The sequence below is a fragment of the Nocardioidaceae bacterium genome (assembly GCA_018672315.1).
Classification (GTDB): Bacteria; Actinomycetota; Actinomycetes; order Propionibacteriales; family Nocardioidaceae; genus TYQ2.
Genome location: CP076053.1, coordinates 1,088,828 through 1,111,027 on the forward strand (window position 1 = coordinate 1,088,828; position 22,200 = coordinate 1,111,027).

21 protein-coding genes are annotated in these 22,200 nt (G+C 72.7%); 7 read left to right on the forward strand and 14 right to left on the reverse strand.

All coding sequences use genetic code 11. From position 1 onward, the window contains the following. Positions 1–31: 31 nt before the first annotated feature. On the forward strand, positions 32–1,366 hold the full coding sequence (locus tag KLP28_05095; GenBank protein ID QWC86099.1) for a hypothetical protein: 1,335 nt from the start codon (positions 32–34) through the stop codon (positions 1,364–1,366). 149 nt (positions 1,367–1,515) lie between these two features. On the opposite strand, the gene KLP28_05100 is transcribed toward KLP28_05095, so the two are convergent. From KLP28_05100 to KLP28_05140, 9 genes are all read right to left on the reverse strand, one after another. Continuing rightward, positions 1,516–2,712, reverse strand: a complete 1,197-nt coding sequence (locus tag KLP28_05100; protein ID QWC86100.1) for a 1-acyl-sn-glycerol-3-phosphate acyltransferase — start codon at positions 2,710–2,712, stop codon at positions 1,516–1,518. Further along, positions 2,712–3,752: an NAD-dependent epimerase/dehydratase family protein gene (locus KLP28_05105; GenBank protein QWC86812.1), complete on the reverse strand. Its 1,041-nt coding sequence runs from the start codon at positions 3,750–3,752 to the stop codon at positions 2,712–2,714. Before KLP28_05105 ends, KLP28_05100 begins: the two co-directional genes overlap by 1 nt. A gap of 46 nt (positions 3,753–3,798) precedes the next feature. After that, positions 3,799–3,900 (reverse strand): AURKAIP1/COX24 domain-containing protein, encoded by a 102-nt coding sequence (locus tag KLP28_05110; GenBank protein QWC86101.1) that lies wholly within the window; start codon positions 3,898–3,900, stop codon positions 3,799–3,801. 158 nt (positions 3,901–4,058) lie between these two features. Continuing rightward, on the reverse strand, positions 4,059–4,283 hold the full coding sequence (locus KLP28_05115; protein QWC86102.1) for a helix-turn-helix domain-containing protein: 225 nt from the start codon (positions 4,281–4,283) through the stop codon (positions 4,059–4,061). 190 nt (positions 4,284–4,473) lie between these two features. Further along, positions 4,474–5,589: an acetoin utilization protein AcuC gene (locus KLP28_05120; GenBank protein ID QWC86813.1), complete on the reverse strand. Its 1,116-nt coding sequence runs from the start codon at positions 5,587–5,589 to the stop codon at positions 4,474–4,476. A 102-nt stretch (positions 5,590–5,691) separates the two neighbouring features. Beyond that, positions 5,692–6,525, reverse strand: coding sequence for a pyrroline-5-carboxylate reductase (gene proC, locus KLP28_05125; protein ID QWC86103.1), 834 nt, complete (start codon positions 6,523–6,525; stop codon positions 5,692–5,694). 32 nt (positions 6,526–6,557) lie between these two features. Continuing rightward, entirely contained in the window at positions 6,558–7,508 is a 951-nt protein-coding gene (locus KLP28_05130; GenBank protein ID QWC86814.1) for a proline dehydrogenase family protein, read from the reverse strand. A gap of 43 nt (positions 7,509–7,551) precedes the next feature. Beyond that, a complete protein-coding gene (locus tag KLP28_05135) occupies positions 7,552–8,379 on the reverse strand; it encodes a sugar phosphate isomerase/epimerase (GenBank protein QWC86815.1) in 828 nt (275 codons plus the stop codon). A gap of 44 nt (positions 8,380–8,423) precedes the next feature. Further along, positions 8,424–9,374 (reverse strand): Ppx/GppA family phosphatase, encoded by a 951-nt coding sequence (locus KLP28_05140; GenBank protein ID QWC86104.1) that lies wholly within the window; start codon positions 9,372–9,374, stop codon positions 8,424–8,426. A 45-nt stretch (positions 9,375–9,419) separates the two neighbouring features. Between KLP28_05140 and KLP28_05145 the strand changes: the two genes are divergently transcribed. The 3 genes from KLP28_05145 to KLP28_05155 all read left to right on the forward strand — a co-directional run bounded on the left by KLP28_05145 (position 9,420) and on the right by KLP28_05155 (position 11,665). Beyond that, entirely contained in the window at positions 9,420–10,163 is a 744-nt protein-coding gene (locus KLP28_05145) for a hypothetical protein (GenBank protein ID QWC86105.1), read from the forward strand. A 114-nt stretch (positions 10,164–10,277) separates the two neighbouring features. Next, positions 10,278–10,916, forward strand: coding sequence for a VOC family protein (locus KLP28_05150; GenBank protein ID QWC86106.1), 639 nt, complete (start codon positions 10,278–10,280; stop codon positions 10,914–10,916). 44 nt (positions 10,917–10,960) lie between these two features. Next, entirely contained in the window at positions 10,961–11,665 is a 705-nt protein-coding gene (locus KLP28_05155) for a class I SAM-dependent methyltransferase (GenBank protein ID QWC86816.1), read from the forward strand. Positions 11,666–11,691: 26 nt separating this feature from the next. On the opposite strand, the gene KLP28_05160 is transcribed toward KLP28_05155, so the two are convergent. Further along, positions 11,692–12,816, reverse strand: a complete 1,125-nt coding sequence (locus tag KLP28_05160) for a LacI family transcriptional regulator (protein ID QWC86107.1) — start codon at positions 12,814–12,816, stop codon at positions 11,692–11,694. Between the two features lie 81 nt (positions 12,817–12,897). Between KLP28_05160 and radA the strand changes: the two genes are divergently transcribed. Further along, complete coding sequence (radA, locus tag KLP28_05165; protein QWC86108.1) at positions 12,898–14,313, forward strand: DNA repair protein RadA; 1,416 nt, start codon at positions 12,898–12,900, stop codon at positions 14,311–14,313. A gap of 32 nt (positions 14,314–14,345) precedes the next feature. Continuing rightward, entirely contained in the window at positions 14,346–15,407 is a 1,062-nt protein-coding gene (disA, locus tag KLP28_05170; protein ID QWC86109.1) for a DNA integrity scanning diadenylate cyclase DisA, read from the forward strand. A gap of 9 nt (positions 15,408–15,416) precedes the next feature. Here the strand turns inward: disA and KLP28_05175 are convergent, their stop codons facing one another. Then, a complete protein-coding gene (locus KLP28_05175; GenBank protein ID QWC86110.1) occupies positions 15,417–16,289 on the reverse strand; it encodes a hypothetical protein in 873 nt (290 codons plus the stop codon). Between the two features lie 136 nt (positions 16,290–16,425). On the opposite strand from KLP28_05175, the gene KLP28_05180 reads away from it, so the two are divergent. Beyond that, on the forward strand, positions 16,426–17,289 hold the full coding sequence (locus KLP28_05180) for an A/G-specific adenine glycosylase (protein ID QWC86817.1): 864 nt from the start codon (positions 16,426–16,428) through the stop codon (positions 17,287–17,289). 62 nt (positions 17,290–17,351) lie between these two features. Here KLP28_05180 and KLP28_05185 read toward each other — a convergent pair whose 3' ends face one another. The 3 genes from KLP28_05185 to lysS all read right to left on the reverse strand — a co-directional run bounded on the left by KLP28_05185 (position 17,352) and on the right by lysS (position 22,180). Further along, positions 17,352–19,883, reverse strand: a complete 2,532-nt coding sequence (locus KLP28_05185; GenBank protein ID QWC86111.1) for an ATP-dependent Clp protease ATP-binding subunit — start codon at positions 19,881–19,883, stop codon at positions 17,352–17,354. 215 nt (positions 19,884–20,098) lie between these two features. Continuing rightward, complete coding sequence (locus KLP28_05190) at positions 20,099–20,431, reverse strand: Lsr2 family protein (protein QWC86112.1); 333 nt, start codon at positions 20,429–20,431, stop codon at positions 20,099–20,101. A 195-nt stretch (positions 20,432–20,626) separates the two neighbouring features. Then, on the reverse strand, positions 20,627–22,180 hold the full coding sequence (gene lysS / locus KLP28_05195) for a lysine--tRNA ligase (GenBank protein ID QWC86113.1): 1,554 nt from the start codon (positions 22,178–22,180) through the stop codon (positions 20,627–20,629). Positions 22,181–22,200: the final 20 nt, after the last annotated feature.

A 22,200-nucleotide genomic window follows, 5' to 3' on the forward strand; every position in this document is an offset into this window, starting at 1 on the left:
CCGGGTCGGCCCGTCGAGCAGGAGCACGCCGATGACGCCGTGGCAGGACCGCCGTGCCGCCGACCGCCTCGACGAGGCGATCGAGGCGATGCTCACCGGTCGCGACGCCGACGAGTCGTCCGCACGCAGGGTGCCCGCCTCCGAGCTCGCTGCCGCCGGCACGCTCCTCGCCGCGCGTCCGTCGATGGAGGAGCACGTCGCTCCGGACCCCGCGTATGCCTCCTCCCTGCGCATCCGTCTCGTCGCGGAGGCCGAGCGCCTGGCTGCCGAGCGCGCGGCCGTCGTGCCGACCGCGCGGACGCAGACGGTGCGTACGGGTCCCGACCTGCAGCTCGCACGCCCCACGACCCGCCGGCCGCGCCTGGTCGCGGGGTTCACGGCTGCGGCGATCCTCGCCACCACCGGTGCCGCCGCTGCCGTGGGCGCCCAGGGCGCGCTGCCCGGCGAGGCGCTCTACCCGGTCAAGCTCGGCGTCGAGCGTCTCTCGCTCGTCGGCGACAGCCCGGCCGAGGCAGGACGCGAGCGGCTCGACCACGCCGCGACACGCCTCGCGGAGGCCGCCGAGCTGGTCGCCCGCAACGATCCCGGCGACGTCGAGCGCGCCGGTGAGGCCGTCAGCGACTTCTCGGCCCGCGCCACCCAGGGCGGGGCAGCGCTCCTCGCCGCCGACGTCGACGGGGAGGCCGGCGCCGCCCAGGACGTCCGCGCGTTCGCCCGCGACGCCCGGCAGCAGCTGGTGACGCTGTCGGAGAACGCGGACGGCGACCTGTTCACGGCGCTGAAGACGGCCGCCGACACCGTGTACGTCCTCGACGCCCAGGTCGACGCCCTGTGTCCCACGTGCACCGGTGAGGCGCGTCCCTTGGCGCCGTTCGCCCAGGCGGTCGAGCAGGCCAGCCGGATCCTGATGGGGGTCTCCGGCGTGGACGTGACCGCCGAGGAGACCAGGCGCGAGGCCGCCGAGCGGATCGCCGCAGACACCCCGCGCGTCGAGGTCGACGAGCGCGAAGGCCGCGCCGGCGCCCGCGGTGACCGTGGCGGATCACGGCCCGGCGACCGCGCGGACACCCCTCGTCAGCAGCAGCCCGCGCAAAGCCCCACCGCCCCGTCACGTCCGCGCCTGCCCGCCGTCTCCGACCTCCCGCTCTCCGAGGTCCCCGTGGTCGGCTCGACGCTCGAGGAGGTCACCGACGTCGTGGAGAAGCAGGTCGTCCGCGAGGTCGAGAAGCAGGTCGGGACCCTCACCGACGATCTGGGCAAGCGCCTCGGTGACACCCTGGGCGGGCTGACCGGCGGCGGCAGCAGCCGAGAATCGGGCGGCTCAGGCGGCTCAGGCGGCACAGGCCTCGGCGGCCTCCTGCCCTGACGGTCCCCCGCGGTCTCCCCCGCACCGCTCCCTGAACGCCCGCGTACGCGGGCAACTCCGGACCTACGCGGGCTCACAACCCCGCGCAGGCTCCGGACACCCGCGTACGCGGGCGTTCGGGAGCCGGCAGTCCGGACCGGAGGGGCGGATCAGCCGAAGACGGACGTGCGCTGCATCAACAGCGAGTAGAGCGTCTGCTGGATCGACTCCCGCACCTGGTCGGTCACGTTGAACACGAGCATGGGGTCCTCGGCCGCGCGCGGCTCGAAGGAGTCCGTGCGGATGGGCTCGCCGAACTCGATGAGCCACTTCGACGGCAGCGGCACGAGCCCGAGGGGGCCGAGCAGCGGGAAGAGCGGCGTGATCGGCAGGTACGGCAGCCCCAACAGGCGCGCCAGCGACGGCAGGTTCGCCACGAGCGGGTAGATCTCCTCCGCACCCACGACCGAGACCGGCACGATGGGCACGCCGGTGCGGATCGCAGCGGCCACGAAGCCGCCGCGGCCGAACCGCTGCAGCTTGTAGCGCTCGGCGTACGGCTTGCCGATGCCCTTGAAGCCCTCGGGCCAGACACCGACCAGCTCGCCGCCACCGAGCATGCGCTCGGCGTCCTCGCTGCAGGCGAGGGTGGCACCGCTCTTGCGAGCGAGCTCGCTGATCACGGGCAGCTGGAAGACGAGGTCCGCGCCGAGGGGACGCAGGAATCGTCCGGTCTCGTCGTGGATCGCGGCGCCGGTCATGACACCGTCGACGGGCACGGTGCCCGAGTGGTTCGACACGATCAGCGCGCCGCCCACCGAGGGGATGTTCTCCGCGCCGCGCACCTCGAGCCGGAACCACCGGTCCTTGATCGGGCGCAGCATGGCGAGGAAGAAGCGCTCGGTGATCTCGGGGTCGAAGCCGTACTCGTCGACGACGTACTCACCGGTCACGCGGCGGCGCAGGAACGCCAGCATCTCGGCCAGCCGCGGCTCCCAGTGATCACCGAACGTCTCGCGCGCGGCCGCGGTGGCCGCGTTGATCCACTCGACGACCGGGATGCCTCGCGACGGCGACGCGGGGGTCGCGTCGAGCCGTGCGGCAGGAGCGTCCGAGGACTCGGCGACCTCCCGCGCTGCCGCCGGCTCGCCCCCGACGTCGGTCGTCGCGTCGGCGGTCGGCCGCTCGTCCACGCCCGACTGCGCGCCCTCGACGGTGTCCAGGTCGTCCTGAGCGGCATCGCGCCCGCTCACGCGAGGCGTGGCGCCGGGGGCCAGCCCCCGGGCTGCGGTGCTCGGTCGGGCGTTGCCGCTGCCACGCCCGGGGCGGCCCCGGGTGCCGATCGGGATGATGTCGGCGTCGCCCATCAGAGTCCCTTCTGCGTCAGCTCGGTGACCTCGGCGCCCCGTCCGGGCACCGCGCCCGGCACCGTGCCGGGCTCCGCCCGGGTGCCCAGGACGGCCTGGGTCGGTTTCGGCAGCCCCTGGCTGAGGCTGCGACCGAAGTCGGCCAGCGCCTCCTGCGTGGAGTAGTCGCACGTGAAGCCGAGGGTCTCCCGCATCGCGGTGGTGTCGAGACCACGCCCGCGGGAGAGGAAGGCGACGTGGTCGGCGCTGAAGTCCGAGGATCGCGACCTCGACAGCGACCCGAACGACCCCACCGCGAAGGACGGCACCGGGACGCTCGGGCGGCCCAGGCGACGGATGGCCTGCGACAGCATGACGATGCCGTCGCCCGCGATGTTGAAGACGCCGGGCACGTCGGTCACGCACGCGTGCTGCATCGCGGCCAGCATGTCCGTCTCGTGAAGCAGCTGCAGCCGCGCGTCGAATCCGAGTACCGTCGGCACCACGGGGAGCCGGAAGTACGCCGACATCGGCGACTCCAGCGTCGGTCCCACCATGTGGGCCCCGCGCAGGACGGTGACGCGTACGTCGGGACGCCGCCGCGCGAAACCGCGGACGTAGGACTCGACCTCGGCCATGTCCTTCGCGAACCCCGTGCGCGGCGGTCGTCGCGGCGCGATCGCCTCGGTGAACATGGCGGGGTCACGCGGTGAGGAGCCGTACACCGCGGCGTGCGACTTCAGCACGAAGTGCTTCATCGTCGCCGACCGCTGGCACGCCGCCATCAGCTGCATCGTGCCGATGACGTTGATCTCCTTCATCGAGGAGCGTCCACCGGCCGAGGTGGGGAGCACGCTGGCATGGACGACGGTGTCGACGTCCTCGCGGGCGATCACCTTGGCGATGACCGGGTTGCGGATGTCGGCGCGTACGAACTGCATGCGCGCGATGTCACCGCGCGGCGGCACCACGTCCACGCCGACCACGCGGTCGACGTCGGGGCGCGTCGAGAGCGCGGTGGCGAAGCGCCGACCGAGCTCGCGCGACACCCCCGTGACCAGGACGACCCGACCCAAGAGACGCTCCGCTCAGCTGAGGATCAGTGGGTCACTTGCCGAGACGACGACGCTGCACGCGCGTCTTCTTCAGCAGCTTGCGGTGCTTCTTCTTGGCCATGCGCTTACGACGCTTCTTGATGACAGAACCCATGGGCGATTCCTCCGATGACGGCTGCGTACGCCGCGCGCCGCCCGGAGAGACCCCGGGCGACCGGTGCGGCAGGTCTGTGGCACACCGCGGTCGCGGGGTGCGAACGGCCACCCTATCCCGCGCCGGTCAGCGCCTGGAAATCGGACGAACCAGACAGCTCAACCGGCGTCGTAGAAGCGCTGGCGCAGGTAGTCGTCGAGGTCGCTGCGCGAGACGCGGAAGGACCGCCCGACGCGCACGGCGCGCAGCTCGCCCGCGTGGACCTGCCTGTACACGGTCATCTTGGAGACCCGCATGGCGGCCGCCACCTCGGCGATGGTGAGGAGGGAGGAGTCACTCTGACCCAGGGGACCCTCGGGACCCTCGGACTCGGCAGGCACCATGTCGGACCGCGCTTTCTGCGATTGTCGAGCAGCCTCGTCCACGACGTCCCCTGCCGTGCGTCCTCGGACTGCGTCGAACGAGACTGTAGGGGTCTCCTGGGGCTCATGGTGACGCAGTAGACGGAAGTGGTGACGGAATCGTTGCCTTACGACCCGGACGGCGGCGTGTCGTCTTGACCAGCGGGGAGAGTCAGTAGGCGGACGGGTCGAGCCCGTGCAGCGGGAACGCCGCCGTGCGGGTGCCGTGGATCGAGCGGTCCAACCACGTCTCGGGGTCGTACCCCTGGCTCCACGGCCGCCACGAGGGGTTGCGGCCGTCGGTCATGCGGAACGGCGTGGGGCGGCCCAGCCGCGTACGCACGTGCTCGCGCCAGTCCCCCGGCGTCGCGGTGGTCGGGTCCAGCGGTCGACCGGTCGCGATGGCCATGAGGTGGGTCCACGACCGGGGGACGACGCCGACGACCTCGTAGCCGCCGCCGCCGAGGGCGAGCCACTTGCCGTCCGCCACCTCGTGGGCGAGCTCGTGCAGGGCGAGGTAGGAGGCGCGCTGCCCGTCGACGGTGAGCGCCAGGTGCGCGAGCGGGTCCTCGACGTGGGAGTCGCAGCCGTGCTGGGTGACGAGCACCTGCGGTGCGAACTCCCGCAGGAGCGGGGGCACGACCGCGTGGAAGGCGCGCAGCCAGCCCGCGTCGGCGGTGCCGGGGGGGAGCGGCACGTTCACCGCCGAGCCGGCGGCGTCGGGCCCGCCGAGGTCCTGCGCGAAGCCGGTGCCCGGGAAGAGCACCTGGCCGGTCTCGTGCAGGGAGACGGTCAGCACCCGCGGGTCGTCCCAGAACACCCGCTCCACACCGTCGCCGTGGTGCACGTCGACGTCGACGTACGCCACCCGCTCGACACCCTGCTCGAGCAGGGAGCGGATCGCGACGGCCGCGTCGTTGTAGACGCAGAAGCCGGAGGCGAGCCCCGGCATGGCGTGGTGCAGGCCGCCGGAGACGTTGACGGCGTGGTCGACCTCGCCGGACCACACACGGCGGGCAGCCTCGACCGAGGCACCCACCACGTGGGCCGACGCCTCGTGCATGCCGGCGAAGACGGGGTTGTCCGCGGTACCGAGACCGAAGCCGAGGTCGCTGCGCGTGGGGTCCGCGGAGACGCGCTGGACCGCCTCGATCAGCGCACCCGAGTGCACGGTCGCGAGGAGGTCGTCCGTGGCCGGGGTCGCCCCGACGACCGGCAGCGCCGCGGTGTCCAGCACCCCGAGGTCCCGCGCGAGACGCACCGTGAGGTCGACACGGACGGGTGTCATCGGGTGGGAGGGACCGAAGTCGTAGTCGGTGAAGGACTCCTCGTGCACCACGCAGGCGCGGCAGGTGCGCTCCGAGGCGGTGACCCCCGGCTCCAGCACGGGTCAGTTCTCCCCGGAGAGCGCGCGGGAACGGTCGCGTGCCGCCTCCATCGCGGTGAGGAAGGCGGCGCGCACCTTGTGGTCCTCGAGCTGGCGGACGGCGGCCGCGGTGGTGCCGCCGGGGGAGGTGACCTGCTCCCGCAGCACGGTCGGGTGCTCGCCGGTCTCGCGCAGCAGCGTCGCGGAGCCGAAGACCGTCTGCACCACCAGGTCGGTGGCGGTCGAGCGGGGCAGCCCGAGGTGCACACCGGCCTCGATCATCGACTCGACCACGAAGAAGATGTACGCCGGGCCGGACCCGCTGATGGCGGTCACGGCGTCCTGCTGCCGCTCGGGGACCCGCGCGACCTTGCCGGTGGTCGAGAGCAGCGAGGTGACCGTGTCGAGGTCGGCCTCGGTGCAGTGGGACCCGCGGCTGATCGTCGCCATGCCCTCGTCCACCAGCGCCGGGGTGTTGGGCATGACGCGCACGACCGAGACGCCGGTGGGCACGCGCTCCTCGACGTAGGCGGTGGTGATGCCGGCCGCGAGGCTGGCGAGCAGCTGCCCCTCGCGCAGCTCGATGGCGATGTCCTCGAGCACCTCTCCCATGTCCTGCGGCTTGACCACCAGCAGCACCACGTCGGCGCGGCGGGCGGCCTCGGCGTTGGAGACGACCTCGACCCCGTAGCGGTCGACGAGCTCGGCGGCCCGCTCCTCGCGCCGCTCGCCCACGACGAGCGTCTCGGGACGGCGGCCGGCGCGGATGAGGCCGGACAGCACGGTCTCCCCCATCACCCCCGCGCCGATGACGGCGACGGTGCGGGAGTCCTGCGCTGAGGTGGCGGGCGGTGTCATCACGATTCCTGACTGCGGCGGACGGGAGGCGCTCAGTCGCGGGAGACCAGGGCGCGCAGGAACAGTGCCAGGTTCGCGGGGCGCTCCGCGAGTCGACGCACCAGGTAGCCGTACCAGGCCTCGCCGAAGGGCACGTACACGCGCACCTGCTCGCCCTGCGCGGCGAGCCGCTTCTGCTCCTCGGGGCGTACGCCGAGGAGCATCTGGATCTCGTAGGACTCCCGGCTGCGGCCCTCGCGATGAGCCAGCCGCTGGGCGATCTCGATCAGCCGCGGGTCGTGCGTGGCGACCATGGGGTAGCCGTCGCCCGTCATGAGGGTCTTCAGGCAGCGTACGTACGCCAGGTCGTTGTCGATGCCGGTCGCGTGACCGATGCCGCCCTCGGGCTCGGCGTAGGCGCCCTTGCACAGGCGTACGCGTGAGGTCGAGGAGACCAGGCGCTGCAGGTCCTTCTCCGTGCGCTTGAGCTGGGACTGCACCACGGCGCCGGTCTCCGGGAAGTCCTGGCGCAGGTCGCGGACGGCCTGCAGGGTGCGGTCGGTGGTGGTGTGGTCCTCCATGTCGATGGTGACCGTGGTGCCGGCGTTGCGGGCGGCACGGCAGACGCGGCGGGCGTTCTCCAGTGCCAGGTCATCACCCTGCTTCGTGCCCTCGCCCGAGCCGGTCAGCGCCTGACCGATGGCGGACAGCTTGAGCGACACCTCGCACGTGGCCGCCAACCCGGCCTCACCGAGGGCGGCGAGCAGCTGCTCGTACACCGCGACGTTCTGCTCGGCGGTCTCGACGTCCTCCACGTCCTCGCCGAGGTAGTCGATCGTGACCAGCAGACCGGCGGCCGACAGCTCGCGGGCCGTCGCGACCGCGTCGGGCACGGTCTCGCCCGCGACGAAGCGGTCGACGAGCGCCTGCGTCGGCGGCAGCGTCTCGGTGAGCTTGCGCGCGGAGTCGCTGCGGGCGAGCAGGAGCAGGGGTTGACGGAGCAGCACGGGGCCTCCCGGGGTCGGCTGGTGGGTCCGACCGTACGCCTCAGTGCGCGAGGCCCTCGGCGGGTCCGGGCGCCACCATGTGCTCGCGCGTGAACTCCAGCGACTCCTCCAGGTCCCGGATGGTCTCCCGACGGTCGGACCGGCGCGTGTTGATCTCCAGCACCACCGACCCGTCGAACCCCGATCCCGCCAGGTGGGCGAGGAACTCCTTGCAGGGCATGGCCCCGCGCCCGGGCACCAGGTGCTCGTCCTTGGGCGAGCCGAGGCCGTCGGTGAGGTGCACGTGGTGCAGCCGGGTGCCCAGGCGCAGCGCCATCTCCAAGGGGTCGGCCTGGGCGGTCGCGCAGTGGCTGAGGTCGACGGTCGTGTGGGCGTACGGCTGCTCGGAGGGGTCCCACCCCGGCGCGTACGCGTCGGCGGCGAGACCGACGCCCGAGCGCCAGGGATACATGTTCTCCACGGCGAACGCCAGACCGGTGGTGCGCTCGAGCCGGGCGATGCCGGCGACGAAGTCGCGGCCGTAGGACCGCTGCCACCGGAACGGCGGGTGCACGACCACGGTGCCCGCGCCGAGCTCGTGGGCCATCTCCGCGGAGCGCTCGAGCTTCTCCCACGGGTCGGTGCCCCAGACGCGCTGCGTGACGAGCAGGGTGGGCGCGTGCACGGCGACGACAGGGATCTCGTGGTAGTCGCTGAGGTGGCGGCAGGCGTCGGGGTCCTGGCTGGTCGGCTCGATGCTGACCATCACCTCGATGCCGTCGTACCCGACGCGTGCGCCGAGCTCGAAGGCCTCTGCCGTCGTCTGCGGGAACACCGACGCCGTCGACAGCGCCACCGGTACCGCCGGGGCCTCGCCCGGCGCCGGCACCTCGCCGTCGCCGGTCGGGCTCTCCCCGCGTCCGGCGGGGTCGGTCACGAGACGACGCTCAGGTGGTCCAGGCGTTCGAGGATGACGCCCTCGCGCAGCGCCCACGGGCACATCTCGAGCTGGTCGACCTCGTAGAGGTCACAGACCGCGTCGGCGACCAGCGCCCCGGCGAGCATCTGGTGGGCGCGGCTGGCCGAGACACCGGGCAGCTCGGCCACCTCGGCAGGGCTCATCGCGGCGAGCTTCGGGATCCAGGAGGTCAGCTCCGCAGCCGGGAGGACGCGGCGCACGTACGGGCCGTCGGCCGAGGGCGCCGCCCCGCAGATGCGCGCCAGCGACCGGAAGGTCTTCGACGTCGCGACGGCGTGGGTCGGGACGCCGTTGCTGCGCAGCACGCCGACGGTGTCGGCGACCGTGGTCCGCACGTGCTTGCGCAGCGCCCGCACCCGCTCGTCGTCGACGCCGGTGAGGCCCTCCAGGCCGGCGGGGAGGAAGTCGCGGGTGAGCCGTCCGGCTCCGAGCGGCACCGAGAGGGCCGCCTCGGGGGCCTCGGCGGACCCGGCGGCCAGCTCGAGGGAGCCACCGCCGATGTCGAAGACCGCCAGGCGGTGGGAGGACCAGCCGAACCAGCGGCGTACGGCCAGGAACGTCAGCCGCGCCTCGTCCTCGCCGGGGAGCACCGCGACCTCGATGCCGGTGCGCTCGCGCACCACGTCGAGCACGTGCTGACCGTTGCCGGCCTCACGCACCGCCGACGTCGCGAAGGCGAGCGTCTCCTTGCAGCCCTTGTCGTCGGCGACGGCGAGCGCCTCGCCGACGAACCCGGCCAGGGCATCGATGCCCACCTCGCTCAGGTCGCCGGCGGCGTCGAGGTGCTCGGCGAGCCGCAGCGGCGCCTTGTGGGAGTACGCCGGCACGGGCGCACCACCGGCCACCGCGTCGACCACCAGGAGGTGACCGGTGTTGGAGCCGATGTCGAGGACGCCCAGGCGCATGGGACCGACGCTACCCGCCGTCGGCTGCTGCCTAGGGTGGGACGCGTGCCCGAGGTGAACCCCGTCTTCCCCCGCGCCTGGGTCGAGTTCGACGACCCGGCCGATGCGTCCCAGCGCCTGCGCTGCGACCTGACCTGGCTGACATCCGCCTACACCTGCATCTTCGGCGCCGGCTGCGAGGGCATCTATGCCTCCCGCCCGGACGTCGGGTGCTGCGCGCTCGGTGCGCACTTCGCCGACGAGGCCGACGAGGAGCGCGTCGCGGCGTCCGTCGCCGAGCTCACCGCCGAGGACTGGCAGCACCGTGACGTCGGCGTACGCGAGGGGTGGGTGCGCACCGACGAGGACGGCGACCGCGCGACCGCCGTGGTCGACGGCGCGTGCGTGTTCGCCAACCGTCCCGGGTTCGCCGGCGGCGCAGGCTGCGCCCTGCACGCGCTCGCCCTCCGGACCGGCCGTGAGCCGCTCGAGACGAAGCCCGACGTGTGCTGGCAGCTCCCGATCCGGCGCGACTTCCGCGAGGTCGAGCCGGCCGACGGCGAGGCGTACACCGAGGTGACGATCACCGAGTACCAGCGCCGCGACTGGGGGCCCGGGGGCCACGAGTTCGACTGGTACTGCACCGGCAACACCGAGGCGCACGTCGCGCCGGAGCCGCTCTACCTCACCCACGCCGCCGAGCTCACCGAGCTGATGGGGGCGCAGGCGTACGCCGTGCTCGTCGACCTCGCCGACGCCCACGTGCGCTCGCGCTCGGCGCTCGCGCTGCACCCGGCCTCACCCCGCTGAGCCGGGCGTACGGGCCGCCGCGCCAGGGGGCGGCCGCCCTCTTTACCTCACCGACGGCGCCGCTGTCATGACCCCGGTGGTCGATTCCACAAGTAGTCGGGTGAGAATGGCGACATGCGCCTGGACCACCTCTCCTTCGCAGCAGGACCCGACGGCCTCGACAGCACCGCCGCCCGACTCGGCGACCTGCTGGGCGCGACCTTCGTCGACGGCGGCATCCACCCCCGCTTCGGCACCGTGAACCGGGTGCTCAGCCTCGGTGGCGGCCAGTACCTCGAGGTCGTCGGCGTGCTCGACCACCCCGCGAGCGACAAGGCCCCGTTCGGTCAGGCCGTCCGCGCACGCAGCGAGGCCGGCGGTGGCTGGCTCGGCTGGGTCATCGCGGTCGACGACCTCACCGAGGTCGAGCAGCGTCTCGGCCGCGACGCGGTCAACGGCAACCGGCACCGCCCCGACGGCACGGAGCTGCTGTGGCGCCAGATCGGCGTGAAGGGCCTGCAGTCCGACCCGCAGCTGCCGTTCTTCGTCGAGTGGATCAGCCCGGAGTCCGAGCACCCCTCCCGCATGGCTGAAACCGACGTGACGCTGTGCTGCCTCGAGATCGCCGGCGACCCCGGCCGGGTCAGCGACTGGCTCGGCCGCTCGGTCAGCGACCCGCTGGGCAGCATGGAGGTCGACTGGGTGGCACCCAACGGCACCCCGGGCATCGTCGCGGCGAAGTTCCACACCCCGCTCGGCCCGGTGCGCATCTGAGCGAGCGCAGCTCCGCCGGCCCCCGGGACCACCTGCCCGACCGGCTGCCCGCCGGGGTCGCCGCGGGAGCGGTGCCGAGCCCCAACATCTGGCAGCACCCGGCCACGTACGAGCTCGAGAACGCTGCCGTCGACCCCGACCGGGCACTCGAGACGGCCATGACCGAGGTGGCCGACTGGACCGGTCTCGACGTGCTCGACGTCGGCTGCGGCACGGGGTTCCACCTGCCCCGCTGGGCCGAGCGTGCCCGGACGGTGACCGGCGTCGAGCCGCACCCCGACCTCGCCGCGATGGCGACCCGGCGCACGCGGCGCCTCGACACCGTGACGGTGCTCCTCGGCAGTGCGACCGAGCTGCCCCTGGCCGATGCCTGCGTCGACTGGGTGCAGGCGCGGTGGGCCTACTTCTTCGGTCCCGGGTGCGAACCGGGGCTGGCCGAGCTGCAGCGGGTCGTACGCCCCGGCGGCCACGCCTTCGTCGTCGACAACGACCCGCTGCGACCCTCGACGTTCTCGGACTGGTTCCGCCGCGGGTACCCCCGGCACGACGCGGCCGCCGTCCACGACTTCTGGACGCGGCAGGGGTGGCAGCACGTGCCCGTCGACATCCGCTGGCGGTTCGAGGAGCGGGCCGACCTCGAGGCCGTGACAGGCATCGAGCTGCCGTCCGACGTCGCCGAGCAGGTGCTCGCCGAGCACGAGGGTCTCGAGGTCGACTACGCCGTCGCGCTCTGGTGGCGCCGCTTCTGACCCGACCGCGCCCGACCGGGGCCGACTCAGCCGCCGGAGGAGCCCCGCACCACGAGCGTGGGCTCGAGCAGCACGCCGCCGTCGGGCTGGGCGGGCCCCGTGACGTCGGGGTCGAGCAACCTGGCGAGTGCCTCCACGAGCGCGACGGCGACGAGCTCCAGGGGTTGACGCACCGTCGTCAGCCCTCCGGGGAGCAGCTGGGCGCTCTGGGAGTCGTCGAAGCCGGTCACCGCGAGGTCGCGCCCGGGGGTGAGCCCGCGCTCGTACAACGCCTGCACGACCCCCAGGGCCACGGTGTCGCTCACGGCCACCACGGCCTCGGGCCGCTCGTGCGCGGGCAGGTCGAGCAGCCGTCGCGTGGTCTCGCGACCGCCGGCGACCGTCGGGTCGGCGCGCAGCTCCAGGCCGGCGACGTCGAGCCCGGCGGACTCCATGGCGCCACGCCAGCCCTCGCGGCGGTCCGCGGTGATGCGGGACCCGGGTTCGAGGTCCATCCAGGCGACGCGTCGGTGTCCGCGCTCGATCAGGTGGGCGGTGGCGGCCCTGGTGCCGGCCGCCCCGTCGACGTCGACCCAGGGGTGCGTCGCGGTCGGTTCGTCCCAGGGGCGACCGAAGGCGACGAACGGTGCGCGCTGCCCCTCCAGCCAGGGCGCCTGCGGGTTGCCGCGGTAGGTGTCGGTCAGCACGAACGCGTCGACCGCCCCCGTGCGCCACAGCTCGGCGTAGCCCGCGACGGCCTCCTCCTCGCCCGGGTGCTCGCCGTCGGGCGGCGTACGCCCCGAGAACAGCAGCACGTGCAGGCCGGCGTCGGCACTGCGGTCGACCAGGGTGTGCACGAACCGGTCGAGGAGGGCGTCCGCGGTGTGCTCGGGTCCCGGCTCGAAGCGCATGCCGACCAGCCGGGCCCGGCGCGTACGCAGGTTGCGGGCGGCACGGTTCGGGGCGTAGCCCACTTCGCTGATCACCTGCTGCACGCGCGCGAGCGTCTCCGGACGCAGCAGGTCCGGTGAGTTCAGGGCGTTGCTCACGGTCTGCCGCGAGACCCCGGCGAGGCGCGCGACCGTCGCCAGCGTCGGGGTGCTCTGCGTGCGGTGCTCCGACACTGCCGCCCCTCCGCTCGATGCCTCCTTGAACGATCCAATCACCCTCATGGTCCGGCGTCCGTCCTCGCTGGTCAAGCGGGCGTCCGGGGGCGACCCGGGACCGTCGGTGGTCGCGGCTAGCGTCGGCACATGGCCAAGACCCACACGACGTACGCCTGCGAGGCCTGCGGTGCCCACGCCCCCCGATGGGTCGGGCGCTGCAACCGGTGCAAGGAGTTCGGCACGGTCGTCGAGCTCGCTCCGGCCGGGGGCACCGCCAAGGCCGCGGGCACGCGCACCGCGCTCGCCGGCACCCGCCCGGCCCGGGCGGCGCGGGCGGTCGCCGACGTCGACGCCAGCGGGTCCCCTCGGCGGCTGCCGACCGGGGTCGGTGAGTTCGACCGGGTCCTCGGCGGCGGTCTCGTCCCCGGCCAGGTGCTGCTGCTCGCGGGCGAGCCCGGTGCCGGCAAGTCGACGTTGCTGCTGATGGTCGCCGACGCCGTGGCACGAGCCTCGGGGCGCACGGTCCTCTACTGCTCGGGCGAGGAGTCGGTGCACCAGATCGCCGTGCGCGCCCGACGCGTGGGGGCGCTGCACGAGCGGCTGCTGGTCTCCGACGACACCGATCTCGGTGCGGTGCTCGGGCACGTCGAGACCCACGCCGACGACCTGGCGCTGCTGATCGTCGACTCGGTGCAGACGATCGCGAGCCCCGAGGTGGAGGGGCGCGCCGGCGGCGTCGCGCAGGTGATGGAGGTCGCCCAGGTGCTGGTGCGCAACGCCAAGCAGCGGGGGCTGCCCACCTGCCTGGTCGGTCAGGTCACCAAGGAGTCGACCGTCGCCGGTCCCCGCGCGCTGGAGCACACGGTCGACACCACGCTGTCGATGGAGGGCGACCCCCACACGGCGTTGCGTCTGCTTCGAGCGGTGAAGAACCGCTACGGCCCCGCCGACGAGGTCGCCTGCTTCGAGCAGGCCGACGACGGCCTGCGCGAGATCCCCGACCCCTCGGCGCTCTTCCGTGGCCAGCGCGACGCCCCCGTCCCGGGCACGTGCGTGACGGTCACCGTCGAGGGACGTCGTCCCCTGCTGGCCGAGGTGCAGTGCCTGGTGGTCCCCTCGTCCCTGCCGTCCCCGCGTCGAGCGGTCTCCGGTCTGGACTCCGCCCGCGTCGCGATGCTCACCGCCGTCACCGAGCGCCACGGGCGGTTGCCGCTGAAGGAGAGCGACCTCTTCGCGGCCACCGTCGGCGGCATCAAGCTGCGCGACCCCGGTTCCGACCTCGCGGTGTGCCTCGCGCTCGCTTCCGCGATCACCGACAGGCCGCTGCCGGCGGACGTCGCGGCGATCGGCGAGGTCACGCTCTCCGGTGAGGTGCGTCCCGTGCCCGGAATGACCTCCCGGGTCGCCGAGGCAGCACGGTTGGGCTACGGCACCGTGATCGTCCCGCCGGGCACCGAGCAGCGCCCGACCCGCGGCGGGGGCGGCGCGCACCGCGTGCGCCTCGTCGAGGCCGCCTCGCTCGGCGAGGCGTTGCGAGTGCTCCCCCGCCGCGAGAACTCCTAGACTGACGCCGGTCCAGCGGAGAGGAGACGCGTGTGCCGGCCGACGACACGCTCGCCGACGTGCTCGCACGCATCGCGCCGGGCACGAGCCTCCGTGACGGCCTCGAGCGGATCCTGCGCGGGCGCACCGGCGCCCTGATCGTCCTCGGGCACGACGAGGTCGTGGACGACCTGTCGACCGGCGGGTTCGAGATCGACGTGCCCTTCACACCCACGGCGCTGCGCGAGCTGGCCAAGATGGACGGCGCGATCGTCCTCGCCCCGGCTGAGGGGCGCATCGTGCGGGCCGCGACCCACCTGATGCCCGACCAGCGCATCGGCTCGAGCGAGACCGGCACACGGCACCGCACCGCCGACCGCGTCGCCCAGCAGACCGGCTTCCCCGTGGTGACCGTGTCGCAGTCCATGCAGCTCATCGCCGTGTACGTCGAGGGCCGGCGTCACGTCGTCGAGGGCAGTGAGCAGGTGCTCGCCCGCGCCAACCAGGCCGTCGCGACGCTCGAGCGCTACCGCACCCGGCTCGACGAGGTCACCGCCGGTCTCTCCGCCCTGGAGATCGAGGACCTCGTGACCGTGCGCGACGTCGCCGTCGTGGCCCAGCGGCAGGAGATGGTCACGCGCATCGCCCGCGAGGTGGAGAACCACGTACGCGAGCTCGGCACCGACGGCCGTCTGCTGTCGCTGCAGCTCGACGAGCTCGTCAGCGGGGTCATGGAGGAGCGTGCCCTCGTGGTGCGCGACTACCGGCCCGACGACGCGCCTGTCGAGCCCACGGAGACCCTGGAGTCCCTGGAGTCCCTCGCGGCCAGCGACCTCGTCGACGTCGGCGCCGTGGCCCGGGCGCTCGGCATCGGTGACGCCTCCCGCCTCGACCACCCGCTCTCGGCGCGCGGCTACCGTCTGCTCGCCCGGGTGCCTCGCCTGCCCGCCGCCGTGGTCAGCCGGCTGGTCGAGCAGTTCGGCACGCTGCAGGACCTGCTCACCGCGAGCACCGAGCAGCTGCTGGGCGTCGACGGCGTCGGCGAGCAGCGCGCCCGGTCGGTGCGTGAGGGCCTCTCGCGCCTGGCCGAGAGCAGCATCCTCGACCGCTACTGAGTCGGGCCCTCAGTCGCCGGCGCGACCGGAGGACTCCGTACGCCCCTCCGGGTCGCCCTGGGTCTGCGCCTCGGCCTGTGAGGACTCCTCGGCGTCCCGCCGCGGCTTCGGCTGCAGCGTCTTGGTCTCGACCGTCGCCGGGGCGAGGGTGAGCTCGAACTGCTGGTCCCAGGGCTCCCCGCCCTCTGCTGCCACGAGCACGTGGTACCAGCCGGGGTAGGCGAAGTCGGCCGCGCGGGAGCAGTCGACGTCGCTGCGGCGGCTGTTCCACGTGAAGGTCACCTGGGAGGTGCGGCCGGGCACGAGCACGAGCTCCTCCTCGGGCAGCTGGCCGGGGCACTGGACGGAGGTCCACACGCGGTCGTCGCCGGAGGTGATGTCCAGGGCGACCGTCGAGGCGGAGAAGGTCCACGAGCACGGCTCCGCGCCAAGGGTCACCACGTCGAGCGGGACCTCGATGTCGGTGGCCGCGAACGCGTCCTGAACCCGCGAGCTGATGCGAACGGCACGCGGCTCGCACGCACCCTGCGGCGTCGGGGGCAGGGCAGCGGCCGCCTCGGCCTGGGCGGCCTCGCGCCGGGCGGCTCGGCGTGCCTCGCGGCGTTCCTTCCTGGTCTGCGGCGCCGTCGTTGCGCTGGACGTCGCACCTGGTGAGGGGGCAGGTGTCGCCGTGGGGGCGGCTCCGGGGCCCTGGGGTCCACCAGTGGGCTCTCCTGCCACCTGCCGCGCCGCGACCGGGCCACCGCTGTCGGTGCCGAGCAGGGCGGTCAGTCCCAGCACCACGAGCGCCGAGACGAGTGCCACCACGACGAACGCGACACCGCGGCGTACCCAGTAGACGCGGGAGGGAAGGCGTCCTCGGGGGCTGGTCAGCGAACTCACGCACCAACGCTAGGTGCCACGAGCCGCACAGCGGGTCAGGCGCACCGGCAGGACCGCAGCCGGTGCCGCCGCGCGCGGCTGGGATGCTCGGCAGGTGACCTCCGTCGTGCCTCCCGAGCCCCCACAGCCCGAGGACCTGCACGAACCGATCCTGGCCTGGTACGCCCAGCACGCCCGGGAGCTGCCCTGGCGGGGGCAGGACGCCTCTGCGTGGTCGGTCCTCGTCTCGGAGCTGATGCTGCAGCAGACACCGGTGTCCCGGGTGCTGCCGGTGCACACCGCGTGGCTCGCCCGGTGGCCGGCACCGGCGGACCTGGCCGCCGAGCCGGCGGGCGAGGCGGTCCGCGCCTGGGGCCGGCTGGGCTACCCGCGACGGGCGTTGCGGCTGCATGCGGCGGCGGCCGCGCTCGTCGAGCGGCACGGGGGCGAGGTGCCGGCCTCGTACGAGGAGCTGATCGCCCTGCCGGGCGTCGGGGACTACACCGCCGCGGCCGTCGCCTCCTTCGCCTTCGGGCGCCGTCACGTCGTGCTCGACACGAACGTACGACGGGTGCTGGCCCGTGCCGTCGGCGGCGAGGCCCTCCCGCGCCCCTCGGTGAACCGCGCCGAACGCGACCGCGCGACCGCCTACCTGCCCGCCGCCGCGCTCGGCGACCAGGTCTCGGCGACCTGGGCCGTGGCGACGATGGAGCTCGGCGCCCTCGTCTGCACCGCACGGGAGCCACGCTGCGCGGTGTGCCCCGTGCGGGAGCTCTGCGTCTGGCGGGCGGCCGGCAAGCCCGCGTACACCGGACCCGCCAGGCGTACGCAGGACTACGACGGCACCGACCGGCAGTGCCGGGGCCGGTTGCTCGCGGTGCTCCGTGAGGCCTCAGGGCCGGTGCCCGCCTCGCGGCTCGAGACCGTCTGGCCCAGCACGGGCCAGCGCGAACGCTGCCTGGACACCCTGGTCGCCGACGGTCTCGTCGTCCGCGTCGGCGAGGCGTACGCACTCCCCTGAACGACGACGGGGCGCCCACCGCGATGCGGTGAGCGCCCCGTCGGTGACCCGGGTGCGGGTGGTCAGGCCTCCTCGGAGGAACCCTCGCCGCCCGCCGTGCCTGCGATCTCGACCGGTGCCACGTCGGGCACCTCGCTCTTGGCGTTGCCCGCGAAGGTGAAGGTCGCCTCGGGGCCCTCGCCCTCGACGTCGACCAGCACGATCTGACCGGGGCCGACCTCGCCGAAGAGCATCTTCTCGGCCAGCACGTCCTCGATCTCGCGCTGCACCGTGCGACGCAACGGCCGCGCCCCCAGCACCGGGTCGAACCCGCGGGCCGCGAGCAGATCCTTGGCCGGCTGCGTGAGCTCGATCGACATGTCGCGGTCCTTCAGCCGCTCCTCGACCGCAGCGATCATGTTGTCGACCATGGTGACGATCTGCTCCCGGCTCAGCGGCGGGAACACGATGATCTCGTCGACGCGGTTCAGGAACTCGGGCCGGAAGTGCACCTTCAGCTCCTCGGAGACCTTCGCCTTCATGCGGTCGTAGGACCCCTCGGCGTCACCGGACTGGTTGAAGCCCAGGCTCACGCCCTTGGCGATGTCACGCGTGCCGAGGTTGGTGGTCATGATGATGACGGTGTTCTTGAAGTCCACCAACCGGCCCTGGGAGTCGGTCAGGCGACCTTCCTCCAGGATCTGCAGCAGCGAGTTGAAGATGTCGGGGTGCGCTTTCTCCACCTCGTCGAAGAGGACGACGGAGAACGGCTTGCGCCGCACCTTCTCGGTGAGCTGACCGCCCTCTTCGTAACCGACGTAGCCGGGGGGCGAACCGAAGAGTCGCGACACCGTGTGCTTCTCGGAGAATTCGCTCATGTCGAGCTGGATCAGCGAGTCCTCGTCGCCGAAGAGGAATTCGGCGAGCGTCTTGGACAACCACGTCTTGCCGACACCCGAGGGCCCGGCGAAGATGAACGACCCACCGGGGCGCTTGGGGTCCTTCAGACCCGCACGCGTACGCCGGATCGCCCGCGACAGGGCACGCACGGCCTCGTCCTGACCGATGACGCGCTTGTGGAGCTCGTCCTCCATCTTGAGCAGACGGGTGGACTCCTCCTCGCTCAGCTTCACGATCGGGATGCCCGTGGCGATCGCCAGCACCTCGGCGATCAGCTCCTCGTCGACCTCGGCGACGACGTCCATGTCGCCGGCCTTCCACTGCTTCTCGCGCTCGGCCTTGGCCAGGATCAGCTGCTTCTCGCGGTCACGCAGCGAGGCGGCGGCCTCGAAGTCCTGACCGTCGATCGCGGCCTCCTTCTCCTTGCGCACCTCGGCGATCTTGTCGTCGAACTCGCGCAGGTCCGGCGGAGCCGTCATGCGGCGGATGCGCAGGCGGGAACCGGCCTCGTCGATCAGGTCGATCGCCTTGTCGGGCAGGAACCTGTCGGAGATGTAGCGGTCGGCGAGCGTCGCGGCGCTCACGAGGGCCTCGTCGGTGATCGTCACGCGGTGGTGCGCCTCGTAGCGGTCCCGCAGGCCCTTGAGCATCTCGATCGTGTGGGCGATCGAGGGCTCGTTGACCTGGATCGGCTGGAAGCGGCGCTCGAGCGCGGCGTCCTTCTCCAGGTGCTTGCGGTACTCGTCCAGCGTGGTGGCGCCGATGGTCTGCAGCTCACCGCGGGCCAGCATGGGCTTCAGGATCGAGGCCGCGTCGATGGCGCCCTCCGCCGCACCGGCGCCGACGAGCGTGTGGATCTCGTCGATGAACAGCACGATGTCGCCGCGGCTCTTGATCTCCTTGAGCACCTTCTTCAGGCGCTCCTCGAAGTCACCGCGGTAGCGCGAGCCCGCGACCAGCGCACCCAGGTCGAGGGTGTAGATGTGCTTGTCCTTCAGCGTCTCGGGGACCTCGCCCTTGACGATGTCCTGGGCCAGGCCCTCGACGACGGTCGTCTTGCCGACGCCCGGCTCGCCGATGAGGACGGGGTTGTTCTTCGTGCGCCGGCTCAGCACCTGCATCACGCGCTCGATCTCCGTCGAGCGTCCGATGACGGGGTCGAGCTTGCCCTCGCGTGCGGCCTGGGTGAGGTTGCGACCGAACTGGTCGAGCACCAGCGAGCTCGACGGGGTGCCCTCCTCGCGGGAGGACGCGCCGGTCGCGGCGGTCTCCTTGCCCTGGAATCCGCTCAGCAGCTGGATGACCTGCTGGCGCACGGAGTTCAGGTCGGCGCCCAGCTTCACGAGCACCTGGGCGGCGACGCCCTCGCCCTCGCGGATCAGGCCGAGCAGGATGTGCTCGGTGCCGATGTAGTTGTGGCCGAGCTGCAGCGCCTCGCGCAGGCTCAGCTCCAGCACCTTCTTGGCGCGGGGGGTGAAGGGGATGTGCCCGCTGGGGGCCTGCTGGCCCTGGCCGATGATCTCCTCGACCTGCGCGCGCACGGCCTCGAGCGAGATGCCGAGGCTCTCCAGGGCCTTGGCGGCGACGCCCTCGCCCTCGTGGATGAGACCGAGCAGGATGTGCTCGGTCCCGATGTAGTTGTGGGAGAGCATGCGGGCCTCTTCCTGGGCCAGCACGACCACCCGGCGTGCACGATCGGTGAACCGCTCGAACATCAGTGCATCTCTCCTCGTCGCGTCTCGCTCGTGCCGCCCGTGGTCTGGTGCGTCGTGAGCGTCTCCTACGCTTTTCCCAACCTGCTCGCCAGCGTACGTGTTCCCGGCGACGGAGCTGTCTGCTCTCGGCGAACGGACGCCCGGCCCAGGTCCTGACGCAGCGAGAGCGCACCCCGTCGCCGGGATGCGCTCTCGCGAGGACGACTGTCCGTGGCTCAGTGAGCCGCGTCGTACGCCTCGCGCACGTCGGCGGCGACCCGGCCGCGCTCCGGGACCTCCCAGCCGTTCTCCCGCGCCCACTCACGGATCTCCTTGGCACTGGGGCCGGAGCTCGCCGCGGTGGAGGACGAGCGCGCGGAACGGCGCCGTCCGCCCTCGGCCTTGCGGGCGTGCGCCACGTACGGCGCGAGCTTCTCGCGGAGCTCCTCGGCGTGCTCGGTGGTCAGGTCCATCTCGTAGTCGGTGCCGTCGAGACCGAACTTCACGGTCTCATCGGCCTCGGACTGGTCGAGGTCGTCGACCAGGACGATGTTCACCTTCTGTGCCATGACTGCGGCGCCTTTCTTTCGCGATTTCTCGTCGCGCATCTGTTGCATCGGGTGCTCGGGCCCGAGATCAGGCCGGACGGGTGGGTGATAATCACCCGTTGGCGATGCCCGTGAATATCATGCACGATTTCGCACCACGGTGAAACTCGAATCACCGCAAACGCGTGACGGAGACCGCAGGAATTCAGTCGCCGGTCATTCCGGGCGCAACAGCGGGAAAAGGATCGTCTCCCTGATGCCGGCTCCGGTGAGCAGCATGACGAGCCGGTCCACCCCCAGACCCATGCCACCCGCGGGCGGCATGCCGTGCTCCATCGCGCGCAGGAACACCTCGTCGACCTCCATCGCCTCGGGGTCGCCCGCCGCGGCCAGCAGCGCCTGCGCCTCCAGGCGTTCCCGCTGCACCACCGGGTCGTTGAGCTCGGTGTAGGCCGGGGCCAGCTCCACGCCGTTGATGATCAGGTCCCACGCCTCGTTGATGCCGACCTTCTCGCGGTGCGACTTCGCCAGCGGCTTGACCTCGGCGGGGTAGTCCATGACGAACGTCGGCTGGATCAGGTCGTCCTCGCACAGCTGCTCGTACAGCTCCACCAGCACCTCGGCGGCACCCCAGGAGGGCTGCAGCTCGACGTCGCGGGCATCGGCGTGGCGACGCAGCACCTCGACCGGTGTCTGCGCCGTGACCTCCTCGTTCAGTGCCTCGGAGACGAGATCGTGGATCGCGGCCCGTCGCCACGGCTGCTCCAGGTCGATCTCGGAGCCGTCGCGGCCCGGCACGACCGTGCGGCCCACTGCACGGGCAGCGTCGAGCACCAGCTGCCGGGTCAGCTCCATCATCGTGAACTGGTCGCCGTAGGCCTGGTAGGCCTCGAGCATCGAGAACTCCGCCGCGTGCGTGGAGTCCAGGCCCTCGTTGCGGAAGGTGCGACCGATCTCGTACACCTTCTCGACGCCGCCGATCATGGCGCGCTTGAGGTCCAGCTCGAGCGCGATGCGCAGCAGCATCGGCTGGTCGAGTGCGTTGAGGTGCGTACGGAAGGGCCGCGCCGCCGCGCCGCCGTTGGTGAGCTGGAGGATCGGCGTCTCGACCTCGACGTAGTCCTCCCCGTGCAGGGTCTCGCGCAGGCTGCGCAGCACGGTCGCCTTCGTCCGCACCATCTCCCTCGGCTCGGGACGCAGCATCATGTCGACGTAGCGCAGCCGGATGCGGGCCTCGTCCGAGAGCGGTCGGTGCTCGTTCGGCAGCGGCCTCAGGGTCTTCGCCGCCAGGGTCCACTCGGTGGCGGCGACCGACAGCTCACCGCGGCGCGAGGTGATGACCTCACCGGTCACCGCGAGCAGGTCACCGAGGTCGACGTCGCTCTTGAAGGCCGCGAGCCGCTCCTCGCCGACCTCGGCCAGCGACAGCATCGCCTGCAGCTCCGCCCCCGCGCCCTCGCGCAGACGCACGAAGCAGAGCTTGCCCGTGTTGCGCAGGTGCACGACCCGGCCGACGACGCTCACGGTCTGCCCCGTGCGGGTGTCGGGGTCCAGCGCGGGACCGTCCGGGCCGTCGTAGGTGGCACGCAGGTCCGCCAGCGTGTGGGTGCGGGCGATCTCGGCCGGGTACGGGTCGACCCCGGACTCGAGCAGGCGCTCGCGCTTGTCGCGGCGCACCTGCTGCTGCTCGGAGATCTCACGCGCGGCGGCGACGGCCTCCTCGGAGGGCCCGTCGGCGGCGGCGTCTGTCGGCTCGGGTGCGTCGGTCACGACGGGTCAGCGTATCGGCG